The organism is Prolixibacter sp. DSM 2831 (assembly GCF_056493735.1).
Genome location: NZ_CM151379.1, coordinates 1,004,964 through 1,030,715, shown reverse-complemented (window position 1 = coordinate 1,030,715; position 25,752 = coordinate 1,004,964). Strand labels below are relative to the sequence as shown.

Sequence of the window (25,752 nt, the reverse complement as noted above, 5' to 3'; positions counted from 1 at the left end):
CCATTATTTGTTTAGTGCGCTTTGCAGTGCAGTTCTTAGTTTCGCTTGCAACTCTTTTACTTTTTCATCACTCCAGTTCACCATAATCTGAATCATTACCAGACGTTCCATAATGGCATCCGTTGCAGGCAATGAAAGATTCTCATAATCCGGCACATTATCCACAGCAGTCAACGGCAGCGGATAAATCGATTTCAGCTTTTTCAGATGCTCCCATTGTCTGTGATAATGGAAGTTATTCTGGTACCAGTAAGCAGAACCAATTCCCTGCGCCTGAATCGCGTCGAATACAGCGCGAGCTTTTACTGCATCCGGCAGGAAAAAGCTCAGGAAAGTAGCTGAATCGCCTTCCGGATCCGGCACCTCTCTGAATTTAATTTCGTCGAATTCACCGAGTACTTTCTTCAATGCAGCCTGATTTTTCCGCTGCTGCTCAATAATGTATGGCAATTTACGCAATTGTGCCAAAGCAACTGCTGCGTGCAGCTCCGAGCCACGGAAATTAAATCCAAGTATCGGGTGCTGTTCTGCGCCCCGGTTATTTCCGATGTGATCGTGTCCATGATCGGCATACATGTGTGCTTTCTCAAACAACTCGTCGCTATTCATGGCCACGGCCCCACCTTCACCGGCTGTGATGATCTTATAAAAGTCAAATGAAAACGCAGAAACATCACCAAATGTTCCGAGCATTTTGCCTTTATAGCTTCCGCCGAGCGCAGGAGCCGCATCTTCAATCAGTTTCAGGTTATGTTTTTTACACACCTCAACGATTTCGTCCATGCGCCCCATTGAACCAAAAACCTGGATGAGCAATACAGCTTTCGTCTTTGGCGTAATAGCCTTCTCAATAGCCTCAGGACTCAAACACAAAGTCTCGTCAATATCAGCGAATACAGGAACACCACCGGCCATCAAAACCGCTTCGATAGGCGCAACAAACGTGTAAGGAGGCACAATTACCTCGTCGCCAACACCAATGCCGCTTACTGCCAGCGAGATGGCATCAGCCGCGGTCCCGCTGGAACAGAAATGGGCGTGCTTGCTCCCCAGATATTTGGCGAACTCCTGCTCAAATGTTTTTGCTTTCCAGATATTTTTCCGTTGGTCATCGTGATTATAGCGAAAGAGAATGCCTGTCTCCAGCACATCCATAACCTCTTTTTTCTCCTCCGCACCGAAAAGTTCCGTTCCGGCCATAATAATTATGTTTTAGATTATTTTATTTAAAGATTGTTCAGAAATTCCAGGATTACAACAAAGGGGATGCTTTGCTATTTAAGTAGAAATGAAAGTAAATAATTGCATCATGAAACGTGGATTTTGGTCTCTCTAAAATTAACTAACATATTTTTGATAGGAAAGCCTCCAACTTATTTTTTTCCGGCGACGATTATATAACATAAAAGAGGGAAATACCACGAAGATATTTTCCCTCCAACTTCCATGATTGACTTATAATTAGAAGGTCAAAAACTCCATTTCAAACGGGCAAACCATGCCTTTCCATAATCGCCAAACTCTGTTCCTGAATTGCCCTCAAACAGCTGTCCCATAACAAAGAAATCCAGGTTATCAGTAATGGAAAGCGTCACGCCAGGTCCAAGATAGAATGAGCCATCGCCCGGATTAACAATCGAAGAAAAATCGGCATTGATGAGCGGAGTTACCGGATAACTGACCTGTCCAAAAAGTGACCATTTAGCCAGCGACAACATCTTGGCCGAAAGGTTGGCATTCATCAGGTAATTCATTCCACCGGCCGGTCCGTTCGTGCCATGGCTGTTATACAGAACACTGCTGTGAATATAGAGACTGTTGGTAAACGTATAATCAGCCGATACGGAAGCTACTGTCGATGCGAACGAGACATCCTTCTTGTCGGGCAACGGTTCAAAATGTGTGATTTCACCCCGAAAACCAGCTCCGTGAATATCGCCGGCCCAACCGGTTCCGACAATCCAGTCCGTACCAACCCAGCCACCGATGATCTGAAAATCGTAGTTATGTAGATTGAAACGGTAACGCCCCGCCAGTGCCATTTGATCGCTGTTGCGACCTCCTTTGTACACCAACTCCGCCGATGACATCACACCAGTGTAACGGGTAATTTTCACCGCGTCAGTTCCAGGCCGTTCTTCATAATCGAAATCAAAATAATCAAAAGCATTGAACACATCATTGGGGTTCCAAACCAGGTTGATTCCCCAATTAATACGCTGTCGCCCGACACGAACATTCCACTTATTAAAATTCATATCGAAATAAACCCGGTCAATCGTTGTGTTCACAAACCAGCCTTTTCCAGTTGCCCAGTTCCACGATAAGTCCATCCATCCGTTGTCCCTCTCAATCATGCTCGCATATTCCGGATAATCGTTGATAAACTTTCCGGAAAACAGCCGGCTCCGAAACTCAAAAGTGGTGGTTAGCCACGAATTGGTGTACCACTTAAAATTCAACCGGTTGTGCAGCAAGTTGTAGGTAATATTATCGAACGTCTGATTCGGGCCAAGTGTAACCGGTGTCTTCAGATTATAAAAGGTTTGCATATCCTTTATGTATCCGTTGAAGGCAAGTTTACTGTCCTGAGCTGACACCTTTCCAATAATGCCAACCAGCGCGATTAATACCAGATATTTAAAAAATCTCCTTAACAACATTTCATCTACCCTTTTAAAATGTTGGCCATTTACTCGTTCGAATTGCTTGCTCCCACTTTTTCCCTCACTTCGTCCGAAATCACTTTACCATCTTCGAGGACAATTACGCGGTGCGCCTTTTTCACTACGCGGGCATCGTGCGTTGAAAACACAAAGGTGATATTCTCTTTGTGGTTCAACTCTTCCATTATATCCAGCAGATTCTCGGTAGAATGAGAGTCAAGATTAGCCGTCGGTTCATCGGCCAGCACATAGCGGGGCTTAGAAGCAAGTGCCCGGGCTACAGCGACACGTTGCTGCTGTCCGCCGGAAAGCTGTCCGGGACGACTATTCAAACGGTCTCCCAACCCTACCGCTTCCAGCAGTTCCTTAGCACGCGCATGTCGTTCAACACTGGGGACTCCCTGCAAATGCATAATGAACTCGACGTTTTCCAGAGCCGTTAACACCGGAATCAGGTTATACGACTGGAACACAAAGCCAATGTGATGAAGCCGGAAATCGATCAATTCCGAATCTTTCAGTTGACTTAAGTCGGTTCCATTAATCAAAACCTGACCTGAAGTAGGACGATCGAGTCCACCCAACATATTCATAAGTGTGGTTTTGCCTGAACCGGAAGGTCCGACCAAAGCTGAAAATTCGCCTTCTTCAATATTCAGGGTAACTCCGTTTACCGCATGCACCTCAACCTGAGTCCCATCGTAAACTTTATGCAGATCTTTTATTTTAATAATTGACATGGCTTGACGTATTAAATATTGTTTTTGGAGATTATTCTGTTCGTAAGGCTTCCGCCGGATTCAGTTTTAATGCTTTGAGTGCCGGATAAATGGCCGCCACAATTCCGGTCACAAAAACCAATACCATTACATTAATTGTAATGCCCCAGTCGATAATGGGATGGACCGTTGTTCCGTAACCGAGCGCTTCAAAACCAGTTTTGTAACTGTCGAAACTGATACCGGTATGATTGGTCCAGATAGTGACCAACAGGCCGATACCGATACCGAGCGTTCCACCAATGATACTCATCATCACCGATTCCCACATGATCATTCGGAACACCCGGCCTTTCTTCATCCCAATTGCCATTAGCATTCCCAGCTCTTTCACTCTTTCCAGAATCGCCATCAAAATGGTATTCACAATACCAAAGCCAAGCGCCAGCAAAATGATGATGATAAACACATACAAATAGTAATCGTACACATCGTTGATGTAACCAAATTCAGGATTCAGCTTCTTCCACGTCAGCACTTCCAGATTAGGATACATATCGCTCAACTTATTCTTTACCTGATTCAGATATTTCTGACTGGAAAGATGGACGGCTATTTCCTGGGCGACTCCCTGAGGCAGTGCCGCCAGTTGATCCAAATCGTTGAAGCGAACATAAACGTGTGTCTCATCGAAACTGGTATTTACCGTTTGGTAAATACCGGCAATCCGAAAAGCGCCGCTTGTAATGTTTCCTTCATCATCCTGGAAAGTGAGAACAATTTTGGAGCGGACATGTACATTCAGCTTGTCAGCCAGTTTTTGTCCGATAACCACAGGATTACGAGAGATTCCTTCGAACCATTTTCCCTTTTTGATATAAGTGTACAAGTTCGAAACTGTTTTTTCCCTATCGGGATCGGTTCCGATCAATTTCACGCCGGAACCGGTTTCTGCAGATGCAACCATTGCCTGAATGACAATTCGCGGGCTAACACCATTGACACCTTCAATTTTTTCAATGTCTTTTGTTTTCTGAAAGACATCTTTGATCTGGTATTTTAGTTCATCAGCCTCGCGAAATTTGGGATGATGAATCTGAATATGGCTCACCTCGGTTTCAATACCGCGATTGAGTCGCTCCTTCATCATTCCCTTGGCGAAGCTGACCATGAAGATACCGGCAAACATTCCAACCACCATTGCCAGAATGACCACCAGGCTCCGTGTTGGATTCCGCCAGATATTTTTCCATGCTACATGTATAATCATGACAGTAATTTTTTCGGTTAATCAATCAGGCCCGTAAGGCTTTGTTTTCTTTCAGCATTAAAGCACTAACAAAAGGATAAATCGAGATCACCACAATGATGATGAAAATGATTAATACCTGGAATGTGAATACTTTCGGTGCCAGCGAGAAATACATATAGGGCTCAAATCCCATATCGACCATCATCTGGCCGGCTTGTCCACCTAGTTTAATCGGGTGGAAATACTGGTAGTACAGAATGGGTAACGCAGCGAGCGAACCGCTTAGAATTCCCAGCAACCCGATGATGAATGTCTCGTAAATCAGCATCCAGGCGAGACGTGTTTTTTGCATTCCCACCGACACCATGACACCAAATTCACGCCTTCGTTCAGCAACCATCATGATAATGGTTCCCAGAATACCGAATCCGATAACGAGGAACAGGATAATTTTCATGATAGCTCCACTATCACGGTCTCCGTTGATTTGCTGTACCAATTCCGGTTGCATTTCATCCCAGCTCATGATTCGGTACGGACTGTGAATCTTTGCTTTTAGCTCCTTCACGATATGCGGGACTTCGTCGGCTTCATTCACCAACATAGCCAGCGAAGTCAGCAAATGGTCAGCAGAATAGAAGTTCTGAGCTGTTCCTAAATCCATGTAAATCAACTGGCGGTCGAGTGTTGGCGACGGGTGCTTGAATATTCCCCGGATAGGAAAAAGTCCGGCGGCATTAATTCCGTGATAACCTTGCCCCAGTAAGACCAGCGTATCGCCGACGTCAACCTGGAGATATTTGGCCAGCGTTTCTCCCATCAGAATTCCGTCACTTCCTTTTTTCAAATATTTGCCCCGAACCATCTTCTTGCTGATTTCAGTCAGTTGGTCCTCTTTCTGCGGATCGACTCCAAGCACCATAGCTCCTTTGGTCAGCTGCTTACTGGAAGCCAAAGCAAACGACTCCAAGCGTGGAACCACCAACTGTATTCCGGGAATCGAAGCAATTTTGGCTTTCAGCGAATCGGTCTCTTCGAACGTATTATTGATCGTTTTATTCTCCCAGAAGTCTTCATTTTGTATCTGGATATGACCGGAATAAAACCGCACAGCATTCTCAACCATTTTTTCATACGAACCTTCCTGCATCGAGGTCATGTAAGTGGAAAGAATCACCCCGAAAAATATCGATGCGATGGTGATGATGGTCCTCCGCTTATTGCGCCACAGATTGCGCCAGGCCAGTTTTATATCTGTTTTCATGCGTTGGTATTTTACCTGATTAAATAATTCCCGGCAGCTTTTTTAGTGAACCCGCTTCATATTCTGAATACTGAAAAAACTGTCCTTAATGGGAACATTGAATTTTACCTCGTTGAATTCCATGGTCGTTTTATGCCCTTTCTTATCAACCGGAACGATCTCATAGTAAGTAGGCAGTGTGCGATCACCCATCTTTTTAATCTTCGACAAGGTCTCCACATTCACCAGGTAACCGTCTTCATCGTAGTACTCGTTTTTCAGTGTGTAATAGTGCTCTTTGCTGATCCAGGTAATAATTTTTCCCCACACAACGGCAGCGTCTTCTTTCGGCGTCAACTCAATTTTGTAGCAATCATATCCGTTGATTTTTTCTTCTCCGATGATCTTCTGGTTATAGTCTTCCACAATCGACGACTCTTTCACCAGGTCGTCGTTCGTCAGGTCTGACCCCATCCACGATTGCATCATCATGCTCGGCGGAATCTTAATCATCCGCTCAATGGAAGGCACCCAGTTCCAAATTTCCTTATCTCTTTTCAGGAAAACCTGACCTTTTTCCTTCGCCGGTTCGAGAACATAAATAAGCGAGTATTCATTTCCTTTCGACCAGCCTTTGAACTTTAGCGTTCGTTCCCATTTGGGCCGGATAATCTTCATGGTCATCACCGATTCATTTGACTGACCACGAAGAAGATCGTTGGCTTTCTGGACTATCTCTTTAGCATCCTGCGCTTGTACAGTTAAGCTTCCCACTGCCATAGTCAGAAGAAATACGATTACCTTTTTTGTTTTCATGATTCCGTTTTTTATTCTGAAGATGCATTCGCTTCCTTACCGGAAAAACACATCATCGTTTGCGATCAAATTTTATGATGAACTTGAGCATTCTTCGCGTAAAGCTTGATGATTCTGTTTCGTACCGGAGTGATATCAAAATCTATCGGACTAAACAACAATTGAAGAGCAGCTCCCTTTAGGGTTGATGACAGAAAGAACAACTCTTCAATCGGTTCCTCATAACCTTCTTCCTCCAGGTAACTCAATAATATTTGAACAACAGGTTGGGAGCTTTCTTTCAGCTGATTTTCGACAAACTCAACCACATGCGGTTGCATCAGAATGTGAATATAAAATAGCCAAAACTCCCTGTTGTTATTGATGCTTTCAATAAGCCGATCGATAAAATATACGAACTCATCTTCGGTAAGAACTCCGTCGTGATTGATGTCCAGATTCTCATATATTTCCTGAAAGCCAACCTGGGCAATCTCTTTCAGCAAATCGTCCTTACTTTCGAAATAGTTGTACAGTAAACCTTTCGAGATGTCTGCTTTCTCAGCAATTTTGGCAACCGAAGTGGCATGGTATCCTTCGCTGGCAAACAATTCCAGGGCCACATCCATAATTTTGCGCCTCTTCTCCTGACGCATCTGTTCATATTGTTCGGGCGTACGTGGCATAGCATTTTTTATGACTGACCGTACGGTCATTTTTTGACTGAACGTACGGTCAAATTTAAAAACAAAAAAATAGATTTGTCAAGTTTTTTAATAATAAAAAATTGAAAGCGAGAAAGAAAAAACAACAAAAGGTCTGTAAACAGAACTGTTCAGCCAATTAAAAAAATCAGAAAAAGGATTGGAAAAGTCTAGCGAATGAAGAAAACGGCGATACCACCAACGGTAATAAACGCACCTAACACTTCCCGCCAGGTAAGTTTCTCTCCGAAAAAAAGCACTGACGGTAAAAGAATAAAAACCGGAACGGTAGCCATCAAGGTAGAAGCAATTCCGGCCGAGGTATGCTGAAGAGCGACCATACTGAGTCCGACTCCAATGAAAGGCCCGAAAAAAGCGCCAATTAAAATGGGCTTCATGGCATTGACATTCTTAATTGTCGAAAAAACGCCCTTCCATCTCCGTGTTATCGTGAAAATGAGTGAAAACCCCAATACACCAGCAATCACCCGGATTTGTGAGGCAGAAAATGCATCGTAGCTAGCCATACCAAATTTGGACAGGACAGCACCGGAGCCCTGCCCCACTGCTCCGCCAAAAGCCAGCAATATTCCCTTTACCGGATATTTGAACCGACGATTATTTTCGCTTTTATCACCACGATTGAGAATCACCATGGCAATTCCGGTGAGCACCAGGAGCAAGCCAACGGTATTCAGTAAGGTAAACCGTTCGCCCAAAATTATGTAACCTAGCAGAGCAGCCACAGGTGGTGCCAGTGACATCATCAACATAGAAATGCGGGCACTAACAAAAGCATAGGATTGAAACAGGAAGAAATCTCCCAGAACAAAACCGATAAGACCGGATATGCCCAACCACTTCCACGCCTCAGGCGAAGCATCTGTTGGAAGCCAAAGGCCACGGCTCATGCGCATATACAGCACATAAAAAATAAACGCCATAAAAAGGCGTATAATATTCACATTTAACGAGCCAACTTTCCGTGTAGCTACCTGGAAAGCTATAGAAGTGACTGTCCAGAACATGGCAGTGGCAATGCCAGCTATTTCTCCGATGTAGTGCATCTATATGCTCAATCCAATCAATACACGGCAGGTCTTTCCCACCTCCTGCCTTTATATCACAATGATTTTAGTCTGAAGCCCCGAAAGTAAGAATAATCCGGTTACTTGCGCAGATCTTTCGCTCCGAGTATGGTATTAACCAATGATACCAACAAACTAAAAATGATGGCCCAGAACAATCCGGAAACGTAAAATCCGTCAACCAAAGCGCCGGCCAGCATAACAATTAGGCCATTCAGGATCAACAAAAATATCCCGAGCGTCACAATTGTCAGGGGAAGAGTTAGGATAACCAATACAGGTTTCACCAGCAGGTTCAATAGAGCCAGAACAACTGCCACAACCAGACCATCGAAAAAACTGTTAATTTCAATTCCCGGGAGGATATAAGCAACCACCAGTACCGCGATGGTATTGATTAGAATCTTAGCGAGTACATTCATAAGACTAATTTTTTGGTTAAATTAATGCTTTCTGGTAAAACTCTTTATAAAAATCTTGCTTGTTCCGCTTTTGCAAATTTAATTAGCACTTTTTCCAATAATTGCACCTAATTTTGTTAGCTGATTCAAGAAACAATCTGTTATGAGACTAATCATTCAACCGGCACCTGATGATGTAGCACGCTGGGCTGCCAATTACATTGTTCGCAAAATCAACCTGGCCAATCCTACAGAAGAAAAACCTTTTGTGTTGGGACTCCCTACGGGCAGCACACCACTGAACACTTACCGCGAACTAATTAAGTTGCATCAGTCAGGAAAGGTTTCTTTCCAGCATGTCGTCACATTTAACATGGATGAATATGTTGGGCTTCCGGAAGAACATCCCGAAAGTTACCATTCTTTTATGTGGACCAACTTCTTCAAGCATATCGATATTCAAGAGAAAAATGTCAATATTCTCAATGGAAATGCGGAAGATATAAAAGCCGAATGCGCCCGCTACGAAGAAAAAATCAAATCGGTTGGCGGCATTGATTTATTCATGGGCGGTGTAGGAGCTGACGGACATATAGCCTTTAATGAACCGGGATCCAGTTTGGCATCACGGACCCGAGACAAAGAACTGAATTACGATACACTGGTCGCCAACTCCCGCTTTTTCGACAATGACATTGACAAAGTACCTAAATCAGCATTGACTGTTGGTGTAGGAACCGTAATGGACGCAAAAGAAGTGCTTGTTCTGGTCACCGGACACAACAAAGCCCGCGCTTTACACCAGGCAATTGAAGGTGGAGTCAATCATATGTGGACCATCACCGCTTTGCAACTTCATCCGCGTGGTATCATTATTTGTGATGAAAATGCCACCGTTGAACTTAAAGTTGGAACCTACAAACACTTCAAAGACATCGAAAAAAATAATCTTTCACCTGAGGCAATTTGGGAGAAAGACGGCAATTTAGGGTGGTAGAATCTGTTTTTAGTCATTCTGAACTAAATGATTGTCCAACAAATTGCCACTATTCAAAAGCGTATTAAACGCTGAAATACTGACAATTAAATAAAACTGCAGGAATATTACATTGGAAATTCGCGATAAATTTTCATCCGGTAGATGCATTGAACATCATAATTTCATATATTTATAGCAAGAAACAGAACAACTAAAAAAAGAGAAATTTGAAAACGGTTGTTTGAAACAAATTTCTTAATTTTATGTTCTGTTATTAAAAGTGACCTGTAATTATCCCTCCTCATATCTGTCTTGGTCTTTTATGAACAGTTGCCTGTCAATCCCCGACGGGCAACTTTCTTTTTAATTAGCCATAACAGTCATGTTTTAAAACACAGCAGAATGCCGGTTTATGAATTAAGTCGTTCAAAATTTATTGGCTACCTTTAATGCCCCAATAAGAATGTTAACTTCCAGATTTTGAATGAACTTATCAGTATACAGATTATATTATTTACGATCTGTTCCCCAATCTGATCCGAATTTCGTTCAACCCAAGAACATAGTTTTACGTTTAGATATAATCTACCATTGAAAATAAAGATTAGTTTTGCAACAAATTCATCATAGATAATTCGAATTAATATTCAACACTTTATGGCTAAGAATGTATACAAATTCGGTAATGGCCAGGCGGAGGGTCGTGCCGACATGCGTAATCTGTTAGGAGGTAAAGGAGCCAACCTGGCGGAAATGAACCTGATTGGAGTACCTGTTCCTCCGGGCTTTACCATTACAACCGATGTATGTACCGCTTACACCAAAGAGGGTCGTGATGCGGCCCTGAAGCTCATCAATGATGAAGTGAAAGAGGCGGTGGCTCACATCGAGCAGTTGACCGGAACCCAATTCGGGGACAAAGAGAATCCGTGTCTGGTTTCCGTTCGTTCGGGAGCGCGTGCATCCATGCCGGGGATGATGGACACCATCCTGAACCTCGGTCTGAACGACATGGCTGTGGAAGGGATGTCGAAAAAAACCGGAAACACTCGTTTTGCATGGGATTCATACCGTCGATTCATTCAGATGTATGGCGACGTTGTCATGGATTTGAAGCCGAAGAACAAAGAAGATATCGATCCGTTCGAAGAGATCATCGAAGCGATGAAAGAGGAGAAGGGTATCGAGCAGGATACTGAGTTCACCGTTGACGATTTGAAAGTTTTGGTTCTTCGGTATAAAGAAGCGATTAAAAACGAAACAGGGAAAGAATTCCCGACGGATCCGTGGGAGCAGCTCTGGGGAGCGATCACCGCTGTATTTGACAGTTGGATGAATGACCGTGCGATCCTCTATCGCCGTCTCAATAACATCCCTGAAGAGTGGGGAACCGCAGTGAATGTGCAGGCCATGGTATTTGGAAACATGGGTGACAACTCGGCGACGGGGGTTGCATTCACGCGTGATGCTGCAACCGGCGAAAACCTGTTCAACGGAGAGTACCTGATCAATGCACAGGGTGAAGATGTTGTTGCCGGTATCCGCACTCCGCAGCAAATTACCAAGGAAGGTTCTCTGCGCTGGGCGAAACTGGCAGGTGTCGGTGAAGAAGAACGTGCCAGCAAATTCCCCTCACTGGAGGAAGCGATGCCAGCGGCGTACAAAGAGCTGGATGACACGCAGCGCAAGCTGGAAGAGCACTACCACGATATGCAGGACCTGGAGTTCACCATCCAGGAAGGTAAACTCTGGTTGCTTCAGACCCGTAACGGAAAACGCACCGGTGCTGCGATGGTGAAAATTGCCATGGACATGCTGAAAGAGGGCAAGATCGACGAAAAGACTGCCATTCTTCGCATGGAGCCCAACAAACTCGACGAGCTCCTCCACCCGGTATTTGACAAGAAAGCGCTTAAGCAGGCGTCCGTGATTGCCAAAGGACTTCCGGCATCACCGGGTGCAGCGACCGGTCAGGTTGTTTTCTTCGCCGACGAAGCCGAGAAATACGAGAACTCCATTCTTGTACGTATCGAAACGTCTCCTGAAGACCTGGAAGGGATGAATGTTGCCCGTGGTATTCTTACGGCCCGCGGAGGAATGACGTCTCACGCAGCGGTTGTTGCCCGAGGCATGGGGAAATGCTGTGTTTCAGGTACCGGTGGTATCAAAATTGACTACAAGACCCGTTCGTTTGTTGCGGACGGAAAAACATACAACGAGGGTGACTGGATCTCACTGAACGGAACGACCGGTGAAGTTTACGACGGTAAAGTGATTACCCAGAACCCGGATCTGAGCGGAGATTTTGGTCACATCATGGATTTGTCAGACAAGTTCACCCGGATGCATGTCCGCACGAACGCTGACACACCGAAAGACGCACAGGTCGCCCGCGACTTTGGAGCGCAGGGTATCGGACTTTGCCGTACCGAACACATGTTCTTCGAAGGAGAGCGCATCAAGGCGATGCGTGAGATGATCCTGGCCTCCGATGAGGAAGGCCGCCGCAAAGCGTTGGACAAACTGCTTCCTTATCAGCGGGAAGATTTCGAAGGTATCTTTGAAGCGATGGCAGGCTACGGCGTCACCGTTCGTTTGCTTGATCCGCCGCTTCACGAATTTGTACCTCATCAGCAGGCTACACAGAAAGAACTGGCGAGCGAGATGGGAGTTGCCATCGATGTCATCCGTTCCAAAGTAGCCGATCTGGAAGAGTTCAACCCGATGCTCGGACACCGTGGTTGCCGTTTGGGTAATACCTACCCGGAAATTACCGAAATGCAGGCACGCGCTATCATCGAAGCAGCATTGAACCTGAAAGCAAAAGGTGTTGATGCTCGTCCGGAAATTATGGTTCCGCTGGTAGGTACCATCAAGGAGCTGAAACTGCAGGCCGACATCATCAACGAGGTTGCAGAGAAAGTATTCGAAGAAAAAGGTGCTCGCATCGATTACAAAGTGGGTACCATGATTGAAGTTCCGCGCGCAGCTCTCACTGCTGATGAGATTGCTGACGTTGCCGAATTCTTCTCATTCGGAACCAACGACCTCACCCAGATGACCTTCGGTTACTCTCGTGATGACGCCGGTAAATTCCTGCCGATTTACATCAAGAAAGGTATCCTGAAAAACGATCCGTTCCAGGTACTCGACCAAGAAGGTGTTGGACAGTTAGTTGATTTGGCAACCAAACGCGGTCGCGAAACCAACCCGAAACTGAAAGTAGGTATCTGCGGTGAGCACGGTGGTGAACCAAGCTCTGTTGAGTTCTGCAACGGTGTAGGCCTCGACTATGTAAGTTGTTCTCCTTACCGTGTTCCGATTGCACGTTTGGCAGCAGCTCAGGCCAACCTGAAACAAGGATAAAGCATAATCGAATATTGATTTTCAAAATAAAAGAAAAGGGTGTCCCAACGGGCACCCTTCTTTTTTGCTGCTTTTTGCAAGCTATTCTGATTGATTAATAACGGTCGACATATCCATACATTTCGGGATATCCATGGTAATTGGCAATGCGGTATCCACGTGAACCCAGTTCAAAATACACATCTCCCAACCGGAACATCAAGTGACCATTCACTCTTACCCTTACTGCTCCTCTAGGTATCGTTGCAAATACCATATCGCGAGGTAACTGGATTTGCACATATCCGTATTTGGGGTAATAAGTGTAGAAGTTTCCACCGAAACAGTAGATATCTCCATACTTATGCCTGATTACCATCGGATGACGACGTCCCCAGGGTGCCCTGGCATAAACCCTTACTCTTCCGTTGTAACGGGGGATTCTGTAATGACGGTGATTTACGTATACCGGATGTTCCCTGTGCCAACGCCGGTCATTATCCCAGCGCTTATTTTTATTCCAGTGTCGGTTATTGTTCCAGTGTTTATTTCTGTTCCAGTTCCGGTCGTTATCACGATTGTAACGTGGCGTATGGTACGCGTAGTTTCGTTCGTGGTCGCGATCCCGGTTGTGATTATTTTTCTTAAACCGATCATCATTTCTCTCGTTCCGGTTGTTTCTTTCCCTGTCACTTGAACCATGATCTCTGTTTTCGTATTTCCCTTTGGAATGTTCACGCCTCTCAGGCTGATATTTCCGGGTGCGCCTCTGTGCAAATGCAGGATTTACGGCAGCGACTGATAAAACAGCCATCAAAAATACAGTAGCGCTTATTTTATGGAATTGTGTCGTTTTCATAGCTTTCGGGTTTTTAAAGTTAAACTTCAATATTTCCCGACGTCGTCGTAATGGTATACCTCATTCTTTGCTCAAGCAAAATCAAAGCCCGTGCCAAAACCAGGTAAATTGTTAAAAAAAGAAAAGAGTAAAGATTACACCCGAAACCAAAAAGCACTGTATACAAACAAATTACGACAATATTATTTTTTACATCTGCATTTCATTTTAATCTTATTGGATATTGAATCCTTTCACAAAAGTTTCCGGCAACATTCGTAATCCCTTTATACTGAAATGAGAAAAAATCAAATAATCGTGTATCTTTGCCCCCTGAAAATCAAAAACAACATGGGAAGGATTCTGGCCCTCGATTACGGCAGAAAGCGAGTTGGAGTAGCGGTAACCGATCCGCTTCAGTTAATCGCCAGCAGGCTCACGACAGTAGCAACACACGAAATCTGGGATTTTCTGAGTGAATATTTAAAAAAGGAAGATGTTGAATTGCTCGTTATCGGGTACCCGGTACAATTAAACAACGAACCATCTGAATCAATACGGTACATCAATCCGTTTCTAAAAAAATTCAGCAAACTCTATCCCGACATGCCTGTTAAGCAAATTGATGAGCGCTTTACATCGAAAATCGCGTTTCAGAGCATGATTGATGCCGGCTTGCGGAAAAAGTCGCGCCAGGACAAAGCAATGGTGGATGCCGTAAGTGCCACCATCATATTACAATCTTATTTGGAAGAAAATAAATACAAAAAATAAACAGCATGATTTTACCTGTAACCGTTTTCGGCGACCCGGTTTTACGAAAAGTGACTCCGGACATTGACAAAGACTACGAAGGTCTGCAGGAACTTATCGATAACATGTTCGAAACCATGTATAATGCGGAGGGAGTAGGACTTGCCGCACCTCAGGTTGGTTTGTCTATCCGTGTTTTTGTGGTTGATGCCACGCCCATGGCTGAAGAGGAGCCGGAGTTGAAAGACTTCAAAAAAGCATTCATCAATCCTCATATCATCGAAAAAGACGGTGAAGAAGTGCTCATGGAAGAAGGTTGTCTGAGCATTCCGTTTATCCGGGAAGAGGTGAAACGGAAAGGCCGTATCCGCATGAAATATTTCGATGAGAATTGGGTGGAGCATGACGAAGTGTTCGAAGGATTTGCCGCCAGAGTTTTGCAACACGAGTACGATCACCTCGATGGAATCCTGTTTGTTGACTACGCTACTCCTCTGAAGAAGCGCTTGCTGAAAAGTAAACTGACGGCGATTACCAAAGGGAAAGTGCAGCCCTCGTACCGGATAAAGCTTCCAAAAATCTGATTCAGGTAAATTCGCTTCTGATATTCAAGGTATTTTAGTGAGATTATCGTAATTTAAATCATGTGATTACGGTAATCTCATTTTTATGACCAGCCTGACTGACCATCTTCGTCGAGTTCCCTTCTTCCGTTTTCTCCTTCCATTCGTCGCCGGAATTCTGGCGGGCTATTCCATTGAAGGCCTCCAATTATTTACAGGTCTCGCCGGGCTTTCTATTCTTTTTTTCTTACTGATAGCATTTCGTCGAGCGGGCTACCGGACAGCTCCGTTGTTCGGCGCTCTCCTCTATTTTTTCCTGTTCATTTTCGGATGGTACTGGTACCAGCAACGGCAATATCAGCCAAAATCGATACCAGACAAAACAAGCCATTTTGCCGTTGTTGCCGGTTTCCCTGAAGAAAAAGCGAACTCATTCAAAACCATTTTGCAACTCCTTCCCGAGAAGCAAAACATATTAACCTACCTGGAAAAAGATTCGACAGCGGCTAACCTAATTCCTGGCGAGGTAATCGCCTTTCATCGCCAACCATCAGCTATCAAACCACCAGGCAATCCCGGCGAATTCGATTACCGGGCTTACCTGCTCAGACATCATATTACGCACCGGCTTTACCTCCGGGCGAAAGACTATTTCATCACTAAGGAGAAAGTTGGATTAAACCTCCGGCAGAGAGCGTTGGTCGTCAGGGAACATCTTCTGAACATATTTGAGCGATATGGCTTTTCCGGAAACGAAATGAGCATTTTATCGGCGTTGGTATTGGGCGATCGCGAAAATATCGATCCGGAAATAAAAGAAGAGTTCGCCAACTCAGGCGCAATTCATATTCTGGCTGTGTCGGGGCTGCACGTAGGAATTATCTACTTCGTATTCAGTTTTCTGCTCAAATTCCTGAAAGCATATCGGAAGGGGCGCTTAGTCCGACTGTTCGTTTTGCTTGCAGTTATCTGGATTTACGCTTTCATTACCGGTTTGTCTCCTTCTGTTCAGCGAGCGGCCACCATGTTTTCATTCATTGCCATCGGGGAAAACATCAACCGGCAAAACAATATTTACAACACGTTGACCGCATCAGCATTTTTTTTATTGCTCGTCAATCCCATGTTACTTTTCGAGGTGGGCTTCCAATTGTCGTATGCAGCTGTTCTCTCCATCGTATTTTTTCAACCACTGATTTACCACACCATCTACGTAAGCAACTGGTGGCTCGATAAAGTCTGGGGGTTGTTAACTGTTTCGCTGGCAGCTCAGATTGGCGTTTCACCGCTTTCCATCTATTATTTCCATCAATTTCCGGTTTATTTCTGGTTGACCAATCTTTTCGCCATTCCATTAACCACATTAATTATTTACGCCGCATTTCTTTTGCTTACTCTCTCATTCATTCCGTTCATCGGCAAAGCAATTGCCCTGTTACTACACATATTAGTTAAAGCCCTGCTCGCTTCTGTCTGGACAGTCAATACACTTCCCGGAGCAGTTATTCCCAACATTTCATTCACTGCCCCGATGTTGCTCACTTCTTTTCTTGTCATCATCTTTCTCACGCTGTTTATTATCAGGAAACAAAAAATTTTCCTCCAGCTGATACTGGTCTCATTCATCATCCTGGCAGGAATAACGACGATTAACAAGTATCGAATTTTAAACCAACGCGAAATCGTTTTCTTCCACGTTCCCCGAAAAACACTGATTGCCGCTGTTCACGGCAAAAACATCGTCTGGATTTCTTCGGAAGACACAGCAACAACCCGACAAAAAATGGCCATTTACATGAAACCCTTCGAGCAATTGCATGGTATAAAATCGTCGGTCATTATTCCTTTATCAGGAAAAAGTGCACAGCAATTTCCATTTCTGAAAAAGAAAAACAACATGATAAACTTTGCCGGCATGAAGATTTGGAGCCCTGAAAAAGCAGAAATAACTGAGTTTATGCCACCAACCGACCTGATTTATCTGCACAAAATCTATCGACAGGACATTACCAAATTCAAGGCAAAAGAATCCCCTGTTGCGCAATTTGTTACGAACACCCCTCTATTTTCTGATAAAAGATCGGAAAAAGAAGAAAAAAGTGATATGCTTCCGAAAAACATATACTCGCTTCCCGATAAAGGTGCGTTAATCGCAAACATCTTGATTTCAGATAAAAACAAAAAAAGTGGCATCAAAATTGGATATATAACTCATTAATAATTTACTTTGCGGTGCATTTAAAATTTGGCTGGGAGAATTATGAAAATTGTAATTGCCGGTGCCGGTGAGGTGGGAACACACCTCGCTAAAATGTTATCTAAAGAAGATCACGATATTGTCCTGCTGGACGACAACGAGGAAAAACTGAACAATATTTCCTCCATGCTCGATGTACTGACGGTGATTGGAGCAGCAATATCGGTTAGCGATCTCAAGGAAACCGGCGTTCAGCATGCCGACTTGTTCATTGCGGTAACGCCCTACGAAGAGCGTAACATTGTGGCCTGTCAGTTGGCCAAACACCTTGGGGCCGGAAAAACGGTCGCCCGTATTGACAACCAGGAATTTCTGTTTCCTCAAAATAGAGAATACTTCACCAGTCTGGGAATCGACGAATTGATTTACCCGGAACATCTGGCGGCAAAAGAAATTGTCACCTATCTGAAGCAGACCAGTACACGCCTGATTCATGAATTTTCGGGCGGCAAATTGATTCTGTTCGGTGTTAAAATTCGCACCAATAACAAGATTGTAGGCAAAACACTTCGCGAGTTAGCTCAGGATAAAGAAGAGTTCCGCGCAGTAGCCATCACGCGTGAATCAGAAACCATTATCCCTCACGGAGAAGATAAGATTCTGGTTGGAGACATCGTTTTCTTTGTATCCAATCCAACCACGGTTCCATCCATTCTTGAAAAAGCCGGAAAGAAAAAATTCGAGGTAAAAAATGTGATGATTCTCGGCGGAAGCCGGATCGGTATGAAAACCGCTATGCGACTGGGTGAGCATTTCAATGTAAAGCTCATCGAGCAGGATAAGGCCCGCAGCCTGAAAGTAGCCGAAAAAGCGAACAAAGCGCTGGTTATACATGGCGATGGTCGCGATATGGACTTGCTAAAGACCGAAGGAATCGACCAGATGGATGCCTTTATTGCCGTAACCGGAAATTCCGAAACAAATATTCTTTCCTGCCAGCTCGCGAAGAAAGTCGGTGTTAAGCGCACGATTGCCGAAGTGGAAAACATCGATTACATCGATTTTGCCGAGCGCATTGGTATTGGCGGTGTGATTAACAAAAAGCTGCTGGCGGCATCCTATATTTATCGCTTTACATTAAATGCAGAAGTGTCGCATGTAAAATGTCTGACGGCATCGGATGCGGAAGTTCTCGAGTTCATTGTGAAAAAAGATTCGCTGGTGACCCGGAAAGCCATCCACGAACTGAGTTTCCCGGAAAATGCAACCATCGGTGGATACATCAGGCAAGAGCAGGGATACATTGCCAACGGCGATACCAAATTCGTGGAAGGTGACAAAGTGGTTGTTTTCACCCTTCCTTCAGCATTGAAGAAACTTTCGAAATTTTTTAAGTAATTCCAAACCAGCCTAAAGAGTAAAGATTCGGTGTTTAACTTCAAGGTAATCGTAAAAATAATGGGACTGCTTCTCGTTGTAGAAGCAGCAGCCATGATTGTTGCACTCCTGGTGGCAATTGGTTACGGTGGCCCTGATGTAACCTCTTTTCTCTATGCTATCGGAATTACAGCCGTTTCCGGCGGTATTCTTTTCCTGTTAGGAAGAAAAAGTTCGAATCATATTGCCAAGCGCGATGGCTATATCATCGTCACGTTAACCTGGATTGTATTTTCCCTGTTCGGAAGCCTCCCGTTTATGATCGGAGGTTTTATTCCTTCGTTCACCAACGCTTTTTTCGAAACCATGTCGGGATTTACCACGACAGGTTCATCCATCCTGACGGATATCGAAGCGCTTCCACACGGAATATTGTTCTGGCGCAGCATGACACAGTGGCTCGGCGGTATGGGAATTATCGTTCTTTCTCTGGCCATTCTTCCTGCTTTAGGAATTGGAGGAATGCAGCTGTTTGTGGCGGAAGTTCCCGGACCGACTCCAGACAAATTACATCCGCGGATTAAGCAAACAGCTAAACGTTTGTGGGGAATCTACGTACTCTTCACCGCTCTGGAAACTATCCTGTTGTACATCGGAAAAATGCCGCTATTCGATGCGGTTTGCCACTCATTTACCACGATGGCCACAGGAGGATATTCGACCAAACAGGCCAGCGTTGCCTATTTTACTTCGCCTTACATTCAGTATGTTATCATCATATTTATGTTCCTGGCGGGAACCAACTTTGCATTGTCCTATCTTGCCCTTAACGGGAAATTGAAGAAAGCCTGGGCGAATGAAGAGTTTCGCTGGTATGGATTTTTCATCCTTTTTTTTACGGCCATCATCACGCTGGGTTTGATGCGAAATACCAATACCGGGTTCGAGCATTCCTTCCGGGAATCTCTTTTCCAGGTAGTTTCAATCATCACAACCACAGGTTATGCTACAGCCGATTACCTGAAATGGCCGGCAATTATGACCGTCTTTCTCTTTTCGCTTTTCTTCTTCGGAGGTTCCGCGGGCTCAACAGGAGGTAGTATCAAAATTGTACGTATTGTGCTGCTTTTGAAAAACAGCTGGTACGAACTACGACGGCTCATTCATCCCAATGCGGTGATTCCTGTTCGGTTTAATCAACGGACCGTTTCCGATCAGATTATGCTGAATGTTCTGGCCTTCTTCATGATTTACGTGCTGGTCTTTTTCGGAAGTGTCGTTGTTTACACGTTTATCGAACCCGATCTGAGCTCAGCGATTGGAGCTGTCGCCACCAGCCTCGGCAATATTGGCCCGGGATTGGGCAACGTAGGGCCAGCTGAGAATTTCTATCACGTTCCCGCTTTCGGAAAATGGTTCCTCTCCTTCCTGATGTTATTAGGACGACTGGAGTTGTTCACCATCCTGATTCTGTTCACTCCCTCTTTCTGGAAGAACTAAGAAAAAAAGATTACTCGATCAACTCTCCTTTTCCCTGACGGATAATTTCCGGAACATCACCGGTACAATCCACTACCGTAGAAGGAGTATTGTCACCATATCCACCGTCGATCACCAAATCGACCAAATCGCCGAATTTCTCTTCAATCAGTTCCGGGTCAGTCGTATATTCCAGAATTTCATCCTCGTCGCGAACCGAAGTCGACATAACCGGATTCCCCAACTCACGAACGATTTCGCGAATGATATTGTTATCCGGCACCCTGACGCCGACACTCTTCTTCCGGTTTTTAAACATTTTCGGTACTTGGCTATTCGCCTGAATAATAAAAGTAAACGGACCCGGAAGATTCTTCTTCATCAACTTAAAAACCGGATTGGAAATGGGCTTGCTAAAATCGGATATATGGCTCAGATCATGACAAATAAAGGAGAAATCGGCCTTTTCCGGTTTCAGATTTTTCAGCCGGGCTACCCGCTCAACAGCTTTGGGCTGCGTAATATCACAACCAATACCATAAATTGTATCGGTTGGATAAACGATGACCCCACCGTTTCGCAAAACCTCGACCACCTTCAGAATATCTCTCTGATTTGGATTCTCATCATAAATACGTATCAACATAGCGTTCTCGCTTTATGTCGGAGCAATATCCGGCAAGATTGCCTAAAATTAATTTTTTCAGACTAAATTCGCCCGCGATTAATCATAAAAGATTCTCAGTTTTGAAGCAGTCTACTGATCTGACATACGGACATATACCACAACAGATAATCAAGCTATCGGTTCCCATTATGGGAACATCTTTTATTCAGATGGCTTACAGCATGATTGACATGATCTGGCTGGGGCGGGTAGGAAGTAATGCAGTTGCCGCTGTTGGCGCAGCTACTTTTTTTACCTGGCTTGGAATATCGCTCATGCTGATTACCCGGACCGGAGCTGAAGTCGGGGTTTCGCAATCGCTGGGGGCTGGCGACAAGAAAAGAGCCATCACCTTTGCACAACAATCACTTACCGGAGCTTTGGTCCTGGCTATTCTTTACGGAATTCTAACTTACCTTTTTGCTCCCGGGCTAATCGGCTTTTTCAAGCTGACCAACACCACTGTTAACCACAATGCTGTTTCTTATCTCCGGATTATTTCGGCTGGTTCGTTGCTCTATTACTCCAACCCGACCTTCTCGGGCGTATTCACCGGAGCCGGCAACTCAAAACTTCCTTTCCGGATTAATTCGATTGGATTACTGTTGAATATTGTGGTCGATCCATTGTTGATTTTCGGCCTTGGTCCCATTCCTCAGATGGGTTCTAATGGTGCCGCTTATGCCACCGTTGCATCGCAGGGACTGGTCTTGCTGTTGTTTATTATCAGAATAAGAAGAGGAAAATCGCCTTTGAAAAAGGCCAGCATCATTACCGGTTTGAACATCCCCTATATGAGGAAGATTTTTAAACTGGGTCTGCCAGTAGCCATGCAAAGTATTTTGTTCGCCATTTTCGCCATGATTCTGGCCCGAATTGTTGGGCGCTGGGGAGCACTTCCGATTGCCGTACAAAGTGTTGGTGCACAAATCGAAGCCCTGAGCTGGATGACCGCCAGTGGGTTTGCCACTGCACTGGGAGCTTTTGTAGGACAGAACTTTGGCGCTGCCAAGTGGGAACGCATCTATAAAGGATTCCTCATCACGGTAGGTTTCAGCAGTGTCGTAGGATTGATTGTCGGCCTTCTTTTCGTAGGATTCGGAAAACAGGTGTTTGGTATATTCATTCCCGAACACGATGCCATCCAGATGGGCGGCAAATACCTGGAAATTCTGGGTTACTCGCAGATATTCATGTGTATGGAGATTGCTACATCCGGAGCGTTCAACGGAATCGGACGTACCATGCCGCCTTCGATTATTGGAATAACGTTAACCGGAATGCGAATTCCCATAGCGCTGGCATTGGCACTGGGAACTTCACTGGGGTTACTCGGTGTCTGGTGGAGCCTCTCCATCACCTCCATCCTGAAAGGGACCATCCTGTTTATCTGGTTCTACCGTGTGGTCACCAAACACCCCGACAATCTGGCTGCTCAGGGCCGACCATTACAGTTTATCCGACTGATTCCGAATCGTATCAGGCAACAATTTCTCGGCATCAAAACGAAATAAGCAATGGAACGGAAGATACTGAAAACCGAAGATGGCTCTCATACGCTCTACGTTCCGGATATGGACGAGCATTACCATTCCATTCACGGAGCCAAACAGGAATCGATGCATGTTTTTATCGATGCCGGGTTGAATATGCATTCCGGAAAGAACCTAACCATTTTTGAAGTAGGTTTTGGTACCGGCCTGAATGCTTTTCTCACGGCTGTGGAAAGCAAGCGTCAACAGCGAAATATAAAATACTATACCATAGAGAAATTCCCTTTACAGGAAGAAGAATGGGAAAAACTAAATCCTGAGCCTAACGCAGATAAGGAAGAAAACAAGTTATTCGAGCAACTTCATAATTGTCAGTGGGAAAAACTGAATGACATAAACGGTACTTTTCAGCTACAAAAAATAGAAGGAGATTTAACCAGCTTCAATTTTCAGGCACTGCCACAGTTTGATTTGGTTTACTTCGACGCTTTTGCCCCGGATAAACAACCCAAACTTTGGTCGCCCGAAATATTTGCGGCTATCTTCGCTCACATGACTAAAGACGGAATTCTGGTAACCTACAGCGCCAAAGGAGCAGTCAGGAGAACGATGCAGTCGGCAGGTTTTCAGGTGGAAAGAATTCCCGGCCCACCGGGAAAAAGAGAAATGCTAAGAGGTAGAAAACCATGATTTTCTTTTGGTTTTTTTAACAGCTAGCCAAAGGTCTCCTCATTGAAAAAGTATATCTTCGCAAGACATAAAAAGCTCAATATTATTATGTCAAAAAAGGAGTTGAACTCACAAGTAGAAAAATTTAGTTATTCCATTGGCTTAAGCGTCGCTAGCAACCTCATTGGCTCAGGAATCAAAACAATTGATACCGAAGCCTTTGATATGGCTATCAAAGATGCGTATGAAGGAAAGATGCCACAGATAAGCGCCGACGAAGCCAATCAGATTATCCAGGAATATATCAGCCGGGTTCAGGACAAAGAAAAAGATGCAAACCTGACCGCCGGAAAAGCATATTTAGAAGAAAATAAAAAGAAACAACACGTTGAAGAACTCCCGAGCGGGATGCAGTTTGAAGTGATGACACAAGGCGACGGCGAATTGCCTTCAGCTACTGATAACGTAAAATGTCACTACCACGGAACCCTGATTGACGGCAGCGTGTTTGACAGTTCTGTTCAGCGAGGCGAACCGGCAACATTCCCGGTTAACGGAGTTATCCAGGGATGGCAGGAAGCCCTCCAGCTGATGCCCGTAGGTTCCAAATGGAAATTGTTTATTCCGCCACATCTAGCATACGGAGAGAACGGCGCTGGTGGCGTAATTGGTCCTAACGCGACCCTGATTTTCGAAGTAGAACTACTGGAAATTGTGAAATAAGAATAAACTTAATTATAAAGTCTTTGCACTAAAATTTTAACATTTACACAACTATGAAAATTTTCAAAATTGCACTTATCCTTGTTGCTGCAGTATTGGTGATGGCATCTTGCAATCAGCAGCCGAGCCGTAATGTTACGCTCAAAACAGCTGCCGACTCTGCCAGCTACGCCATTGGTGTTGATCTGGGAAACAACATTAAGAATAACCTGAAAAACACTCCGGGCGGTGTAAAACTTGATTCAAGTATCATGCTGGCTGGATTTGAAGATATGTTGATGGAAAAAGACCTGAAAATTCCTTCTGAAAAAGGACGTACAGTTATTCAGTCTTTCTTCTCAAAAATTCAGGACGCACTGGCCCAGAAAAACCTGGAAGCTGGTCAGAAATTCCTGGAAGAAAACGCTAAAAACGATAGTGTAAAAACTACCGATAGCGGTCTCCAGTACAAAATCATCAAGCAAGGCAACGGTCCTGTACCGAAAGCCGGACAGAAAGTAAAAGTTGATTATACCGGAAAAACCATCGACGGTAAAGTATTCGACAGCTCAATCCAACGTGGCAAACCAGTTACTTTCCAGGTTGACCGCGTAATCAAAGGATGGACTGAAGCACTGGAAATGATGCCCGTTGGTTCAGAATGGATGCTTTACATCCCTGCTGATTTGGCTTATGGCAAGCGTGGTGCAGGTAAAGACATCGGTCCTAACTCGACCCTGATTTTTGAAGTTCACCTTTTGGGAATTGAAAAATAATCCGATTTTCATGGGTTGACACCAACCCCGGAAAACGAACATAATCAGGACTCGGAACAGCACATGCTCTTCCGGGTCTTGCTTTTTATCAACCGACAGACAAACGTTACTTAAAAGAGAAACCAGATTATGAGTTTTAAAGTAAAGGGACGGATTGAACAGTTGCTTCCAGTTGTAACCGGAACCAGCGCCAGAGGAGAATGGCGGAAACAGGAATTTGTCATTGAAACTGACGAGCAGTACCCGAAAAAGATTTGCTTTACCTTATTCAACGACAAAATCAACCTGCTGGAGGGCTTCAACAGCAATATGGAGGTAGAAGTGTCCTTTAGTGTAGAGTCGAGAGAATATAACGGAAGATGGTTCCATAATGTGAATGCTTATCGCATCGATAAGGCGAGCGGGGAACCGGAAGGATTTAATCCGCCACCATTTAATGAGAACGATATCCCGCCGGAAACGGATGACGATGGCGGCGATTTACCATTCTAAAAAAACTCCCGGTTGATGAGCCGGGAGTTTTTTTATTTTATTGGAATTTGCCGCTTGAATTCCTGTTCTAAAGAGATAAAGGTCTCCGTCCGGGAAATTCCATCAATGCCCTGAAGGTCGGTATCGATAATCTTTTTCAGATGCTTATTCGTTTTGGTCTGTATTTTAATAAAAATTGCGTACTGGCCAGTAGTATGATGGCACTCAACAATTTCTGATATTTCGCGCAATTGCTTCACGACTTTTCTGTCGTAGCTGGCTTTTTCGAGATAAATCCCCATATAAGCGCAGGTATTGTATCCAAGCTTTTGCGGACTCACAATAAATTCAGAACCGGTAACCACACCTAAATTCAACAGGCGCTGAACACGTTGATGAATCGCAGCGCCGGAAACACCACATTCGCGGGCCACTTCCAAAAAAGGAATACGGGCATTGGTGGTGATGAGCTTCAATATTTTCCTGTCTAAATCATCGATTTGGATGATTTGCTCCTGAAACTCCTCTTCATTTTCTGCATTATACTTTTTTACCATACTTTCAATTTGTCACAA

Annotated in this window: 24 protein-coding genes; 12 read left to right on the top strand and 12 right to left on the bottom strand. The window is 44.5% G+C overall.

Annotated elements, in window-relative coordinates:
* Positions 1-3 precede the first annotated feature (3 nt).
* From AC060N_RS04045 to AC060N_RS04005, 9 genes are all read right to left on the bottom strand, one after another.
* A complete protein-coding gene (locus tag AC060N_RS04045; RefSeq protein WP_479525986.1) occupies positions 4-1,200 on the bottom strand; it encodes a DegT/DnrJ/EryC1/StrS family aminotransferase in 1,197 nt (398 codons plus the stop codon).
* Between the two features lie 269 nt (positions 1,201-1,469).
* Complete coding sequence (locus AC060N_RS04040; protein WP_479525985.1) at positions 1,470-2,663, bottom strand: hypothetical protein; 1,194 nt, start codon at positions 2,661-2,663, stop codon at positions 1,470-1,472.
* Between the two features lie 29 nt (positions 2,664-2,692).
* A complete protein-coding gene (locus tag AC060N_RS04035; RefSeq protein ID WP_479525984.1) occupies positions 2,693-3,406 on the bottom strand; it encodes an ABC transporter ATP-binding protein in 714 nt (237 codons plus the stop codon).
* Between the two features lie 31 nt (positions 3,407-3,437).
* Positions 3,438-4,655, bottom strand: a complete 1,218-nt coding sequence (locus AC060N_RS04030; RefSeq protein WP_479525983.1) for an ABC transporter permease — start codon at positions 4,653-4,655, stop codon at positions 3,438-3,440.
* 25 nt (positions 4,656-4,680) lie between these two features.
* Entirely contained in the window at positions 4,681-5,901 is a 1,221-nt protein-coding gene (locus AC060N_RS04025; RefSeq protein WP_479525982.1) for an ABC transporter permease, read from the bottom strand.
* Positions 5,902-5,943: 42 nt separating this feature from the next.
* Entirely contained in the window at positions 5,944-6,696 is a 753-nt protein-coding gene (locus AC060N_RS04020; RefSeq protein ID WP_479525981.1) for an outer membrane lipoprotein-sorting protein, read from the bottom strand.
* A 65-nt stretch (positions 6,697-6,761) separates the two neighbouring features.
* Complete coding sequence (locus AC060N_RS04015) at positions 6,762-7,391, bottom strand: TetR/AcrR family transcriptional regulator (protein ID WP_479525980.1); 630 nt, start codon at positions 7,389-7,391, stop codon at positions 6,762-6,764.
* A gap of 158 nt (positions 7,392-7,549) precedes the next feature.
* Positions 7,550-8,446, bottom strand: a complete 897-nt coding sequence (locus AC060N_RS04010; protein ID WP_479525979.1) for a DMT family transporter — start codon at positions 8,444-8,446, stop codon at positions 7,550-7,552.
* 101 nt (positions 8,447-8,547) lie between these two features.
* Positions 8,548-8,889 carry a phage holin family protein gene (locus AC060N_RS04005; protein ID WP_106542443.1) on the bottom strand — a complete coding sequence of 114 codons (342 nt, stop codon included), beginning with the start codon at positions 8,887-8,889 and terminating at the stop codon, positions 8,548-8,550.
* Positions 8,890-9,031: 142 nt separating this feature from the next.
* On the opposite strand from AC060N_RS04005, the gene nagB reads away from it, so the two are divergent.
* Together nagB and ppdK are read left to right on the top strand one after the other, a co-directional pair.
* A complete protein-coding gene (gene nagB, locus AC060N_RS04000; protein ID WP_479525978.1) occupies positions 9,032-9,865 on the top strand; it encodes a glucosamine-6-phosphate deaminase in 834 nt (277 codons plus the stop codon).
* Between the two features lie 639 nt (positions 9,866-10,504).
* Positions 10,505-13,213 (top strand): pyruvate, phosphate dikinase, encoded by a 2,709-nt coding sequence (gene ppdK, locus AC060N_RS03995; RefSeq protein WP_479525977.1) that lies wholly within the window; start codon positions 10,505-10,507, stop codon positions 13,211-13,213.
* A 94-nt stretch (positions 13,214-13,307) separates the two neighbouring features.
* Here the strand turns inward: ppdK and AC060N_RS03990 are convergent, their stop codons facing one another.
* Positions 13,308-14,051, bottom strand: a complete 744-nt coding sequence (locus AC060N_RS03990) for a hypothetical protein (protein ID WP_479525976.1) — start codon at positions 14,049-14,051, stop codon at positions 13,308-13,310.
* 330 nt (positions 14,052-14,381) lie between these two features.
* On the opposite strand from AC060N_RS03990, the gene ruvX reads away from it, so the two are divergent.
* The 5 genes from ruvX (at position 14,382) to AC060N_RS03965 (ending at position 20,420) form a co-directional block, all read left to right on the top strand.
* Positions 14,382-14,804 carry a Holliday junction resolvase RuvX gene (ruvX, locus tag AC060N_RS03985; protein WP_463230648.1) on the top strand — a complete coding sequence of 141 codons (423 nt, stop codon included), beginning with the start codon at positions 14,382-14,384 and terminating at the stop codon, positions 14,802-14,804.
* A gap of 5 nt (positions 14,805-14,809) precedes the next feature.
* Positions 14,810-15,367, top strand: a complete 558-nt coding sequence (gene def / locus AC060N_RS03980) for a peptide deformylase (protein ID WP_153637811.1) — start codon at positions 14,810-14,812, stop codon at positions 15,365-15,367.
* An 85-nt stretch (positions 15,368-15,452) separates the two neighbouring features.
* Positions 15,453-17,564, top strand: a complete 2,112-nt coding sequence (locus AC060N_RS03975; protein ID WP_479525975.1) for a ComEC/Rec2 family competence protein — start codon at positions 15,453-15,455, stop codon at positions 17,562-17,564.
* 42 nt (positions 17,565-17,606) lie between these two features.
* Complete coding sequence (trkA, locus tag AC060N_RS03970) at positions 17,607-18,941, top strand: Trk system potassium transporter TrkA (RefSeq protein ID WP_479525974.1); 1,335 nt, start codon at positions 17,607-17,609, stop codon at positions 18,939-18,941.
* Positions 18,942-19,001: 60 nt separating this feature from the next.
* Complete coding sequence (locus AC060N_RS03965; protein WP_479525973.1) at positions 19,002-20,420, top strand: TrkH family potassium uptake protein; 1,419 nt, start codon at positions 19,002-19,004, stop codon at positions 20,418-20,420.
* 10 nt (positions 20,421-20,430) lie between these two features.
* Here AC060N_RS03965 and AC060N_RS03960 read toward each other — a convergent pair whose 3' ends face one another.
* Entirely contained in the window at positions 20,431-21,045 is a 615-nt protein-coding gene (locus AC060N_RS03960) for an L-threonylcarbamoyladenylate synthase (RefSeq protein WP_479525972.1), read from the bottom strand.
* A 101-nt stretch (positions 21,046-21,146) separates the two neighbouring features.
* On the opposite strand from AC060N_RS03960, the gene AC060N_RS03955 reads away from it, so the two are divergent.
* From AC060N_RS03955 to AC060N_RS03935, 5 genes are all read left to right on the top strand, one after another.
* On the top strand, positions 21,147-22,580 hold the full coding sequence (locus tag AC060N_RS03955) for an MATE family efflux transporter (RefSeq protein WP_479525971.1): 1,434 nt from the start codon (positions 21,147-21,149) through the stop codon (positions 22,578-22,580).
* A gap of 3 nt (positions 22,581-22,583) precedes the next feature.
* Entirely contained in the window at positions 22,584-23,249 is a 666-nt protein-coding gene (gene mnmC2 / locus AC060N_RS03950; protein WP_479525970.1) for a tRNA (5-methylaminomethyl-2-thiouridine)(34)-methyltransferase MnmC2, read from the top strand.
* 87 nt (positions 23,250-23,336) lie between these two features.
* Complete coding sequence (locus AC060N_RS03945) at positions 23,337-23,951, top strand: BamJ family beta-barrel-assembly machinery protein (protein ID WP_106542455.1); 615 nt, start codon at positions 23,337-23,339, stop codon at positions 23,949-23,951.
* A 53-nt stretch (positions 23,952-24,004) separates the two neighbouring features.
* Positions 24,005-24,706, top strand: coding sequence for an FKBP-type peptidyl-prolyl cis-trans isomerase (locus AC060N_RS03940; protein ID WP_479525969.1), 702 nt, complete (start codon positions 24,005-24,007; stop codon positions 24,704-24,706).
* 129 nt (positions 24,707-24,835) lie between these two features.
* Positions 24,836-25,198, top strand: a complete 363-nt coding sequence (locus AC060N_RS03935; protein ID WP_153637804.1) for a DUF3127 domain-containing protein — start codon at positions 24,836-24,838, stop codon at positions 25,196-25,198.
* Between the two features lie 32 nt (positions 25,199-25,230).
* Here AC060N_RS03935 and AC060N_RS03930 read toward each other — a convergent pair whose 3' ends face one another.
* Positions 25,231-25,734: an Lrp/AsnC ligand binding domain-containing protein gene (locus AC060N_RS03930; protein WP_106542457.1), complete on the bottom strand. Its 504-nt coding sequence runs from the start codon at positions 25,732-25,734 to the stop codon at positions 25,231-25,233.
* Positions 25,735-25,752: the final 18 nt, after the last annotated feature.

Bases quoted from the DNA above. Each gene is read 5' to 3' on its own strand.
- AC060N_RS04045 (WP_479525986.1), bottom strand. From the start codon at position 1,200: ATGGCCGGAACGGAACTTTTCGGTGCGGAGGAGAAAAAAGAGGTTATG.
- AC060N_RS04040 (WP_479525985.1), bottom strand. From the start codon at position 2,663: ATGTTGTTAAGGAGATTTTTTAAATATCTGGTATTAATCGCGCTGGTT.
- AC060N_RS04035 (WP_479525984.1), bottom strand. From the start codon at position 3,406: ATGTCAATTATTAAAATAAAAGATCTGCATAAAGTTTACGATGGGACT.
- AC060N_RS04030 (WP_479525983.1), bottom strand. From the start codon at position 4,655: ATGATTATACATGTAGCATGGAAAAATATCTGGCGGAATCCAACACGG.
- AC060N_RS04025 (WP_479525982.1), bottom strand. From the start codon at position 5,901: ATGAAAACAGATATAAAACTGGCCTGGCGCAATCTGTGGCGCAATAAG.
- AC060N_RS04020 (WP_479525981.1), bottom strand. From the start codon at position 6,696: ATGAAAACAAAAAAGGTAATCGTATTTCTTCTGACTATGGCAGTGGGA.
- AC060N_RS04015 (WP_479525980.1), bottom strand. From the start codon at position 7,391: ATGACCGTACGGTCAGTCATAAAAAATGCTATGCCACGTACGCCCGAA.
- AC060N_RS04010 (WP_479525979.1), bottom strand. From the start codon at position 8,446: ATGCACTACATCGGAGAAATAGCTGGCATTGCCACTGCCATGTTCTGG.
- AC060N_RS04005 (WP_106542443.1), bottom strand. From the start codon at position 8,889: ATGAATGTACTCGCTAAGATTCTAATCAATACCATCGCGGTACTGGTG.
- nagB (WP_479525978.1), top strand. From the start codon at position 9,032: ATGAGACTAATCATTCAACCGGCACCTGATGATGTAGCACGCTGGGCT.
- ppdK (WP_479525977.1), top strand. From the start codon at position 10,505: ATGGCTAAGAATGTATACAAATTCGGTAATGGCCAGGCGGAGGGTCGT.
- AC060N_RS03990 (WP_479525976.1), bottom strand. From the start codon at position 14,051: ATGAAAACGACACAATTCCATAAAATAAGCGCTACTGTATTTTTGATG.
- ruvX (WP_463230648.1), top strand. From the start codon at position 14,382: ATGGGAAGGATTCTGGCCCTCGATTACGGCAGAAAGCGAGTTGGAGTA.
- def (WP_153637811.1), top strand. From the start codon at position 14,810: ATGATTTTACCTGTAACCGTTTTCGGCGACCCGGTTTTACGAAAAGTG.
- AC060N_RS03975 (WP_479525975.1), top strand. From the start codon at position 15,453: ATGACCAGCCTGACTGACCATCTTCGTCGAGTTCCCTTCTTCCGTTTT.
- trkA (WP_479525974.1), top strand. From the start codon at position 17,607: ATGAAAATTGTAATTGCCGGTGCCGGTGAGGTGGGAACACACCTCGCT.
- AC060N_RS03965 (WP_479525973.1), top strand. From the start codon at position 19,002: ATGGGACTGCTTCTCGTTGTAGAAGCAGCAGCCATGATTGTTGCACTC.
- AC060N_RS03960 (WP_479525972.1), bottom strand. From the start codon at position 21,045: ATGTTGATACGTATTTATGATGAGAATCCAAATCAGAGAGATATTCTG.
- mnmC2 (WP_479525970.1), top strand. From the start codon at position 22,584: ATGGAACGGAAGATACTGAAAACCGAAGATGGCTCTCATACGCTCTAC.
- AC060N_RS03945 (WP_106542455.1), top strand. From the start codon at position 23,337: ATGTCAAAAAAGGAGTTGAACTCACAAGTAGAAAAATTTAGTTATTCC.
- AC060N_RS03940 (WP_479525969.1), top strand. From the start codon at position 24,005: ATGAAAATTTTCAAAATTGCACTTATCCTTGTTGCTGCAGTATTGGTG.
- AC060N_RS03935 (WP_153637804.1), top strand. From the start codon at position 24,836: ATGAGTTTTAAAGTAAAGGGACGGATTGAACAGTTGCTTCCAGTTGTA.
- AC060N_RS03930 (WP_106542457.1), bottom strand. From the start codon at position 25,734: ATGGTAAAAAAGTATAATGCAGAAAATGAAGAGGAGTTTCAGGAGCAA.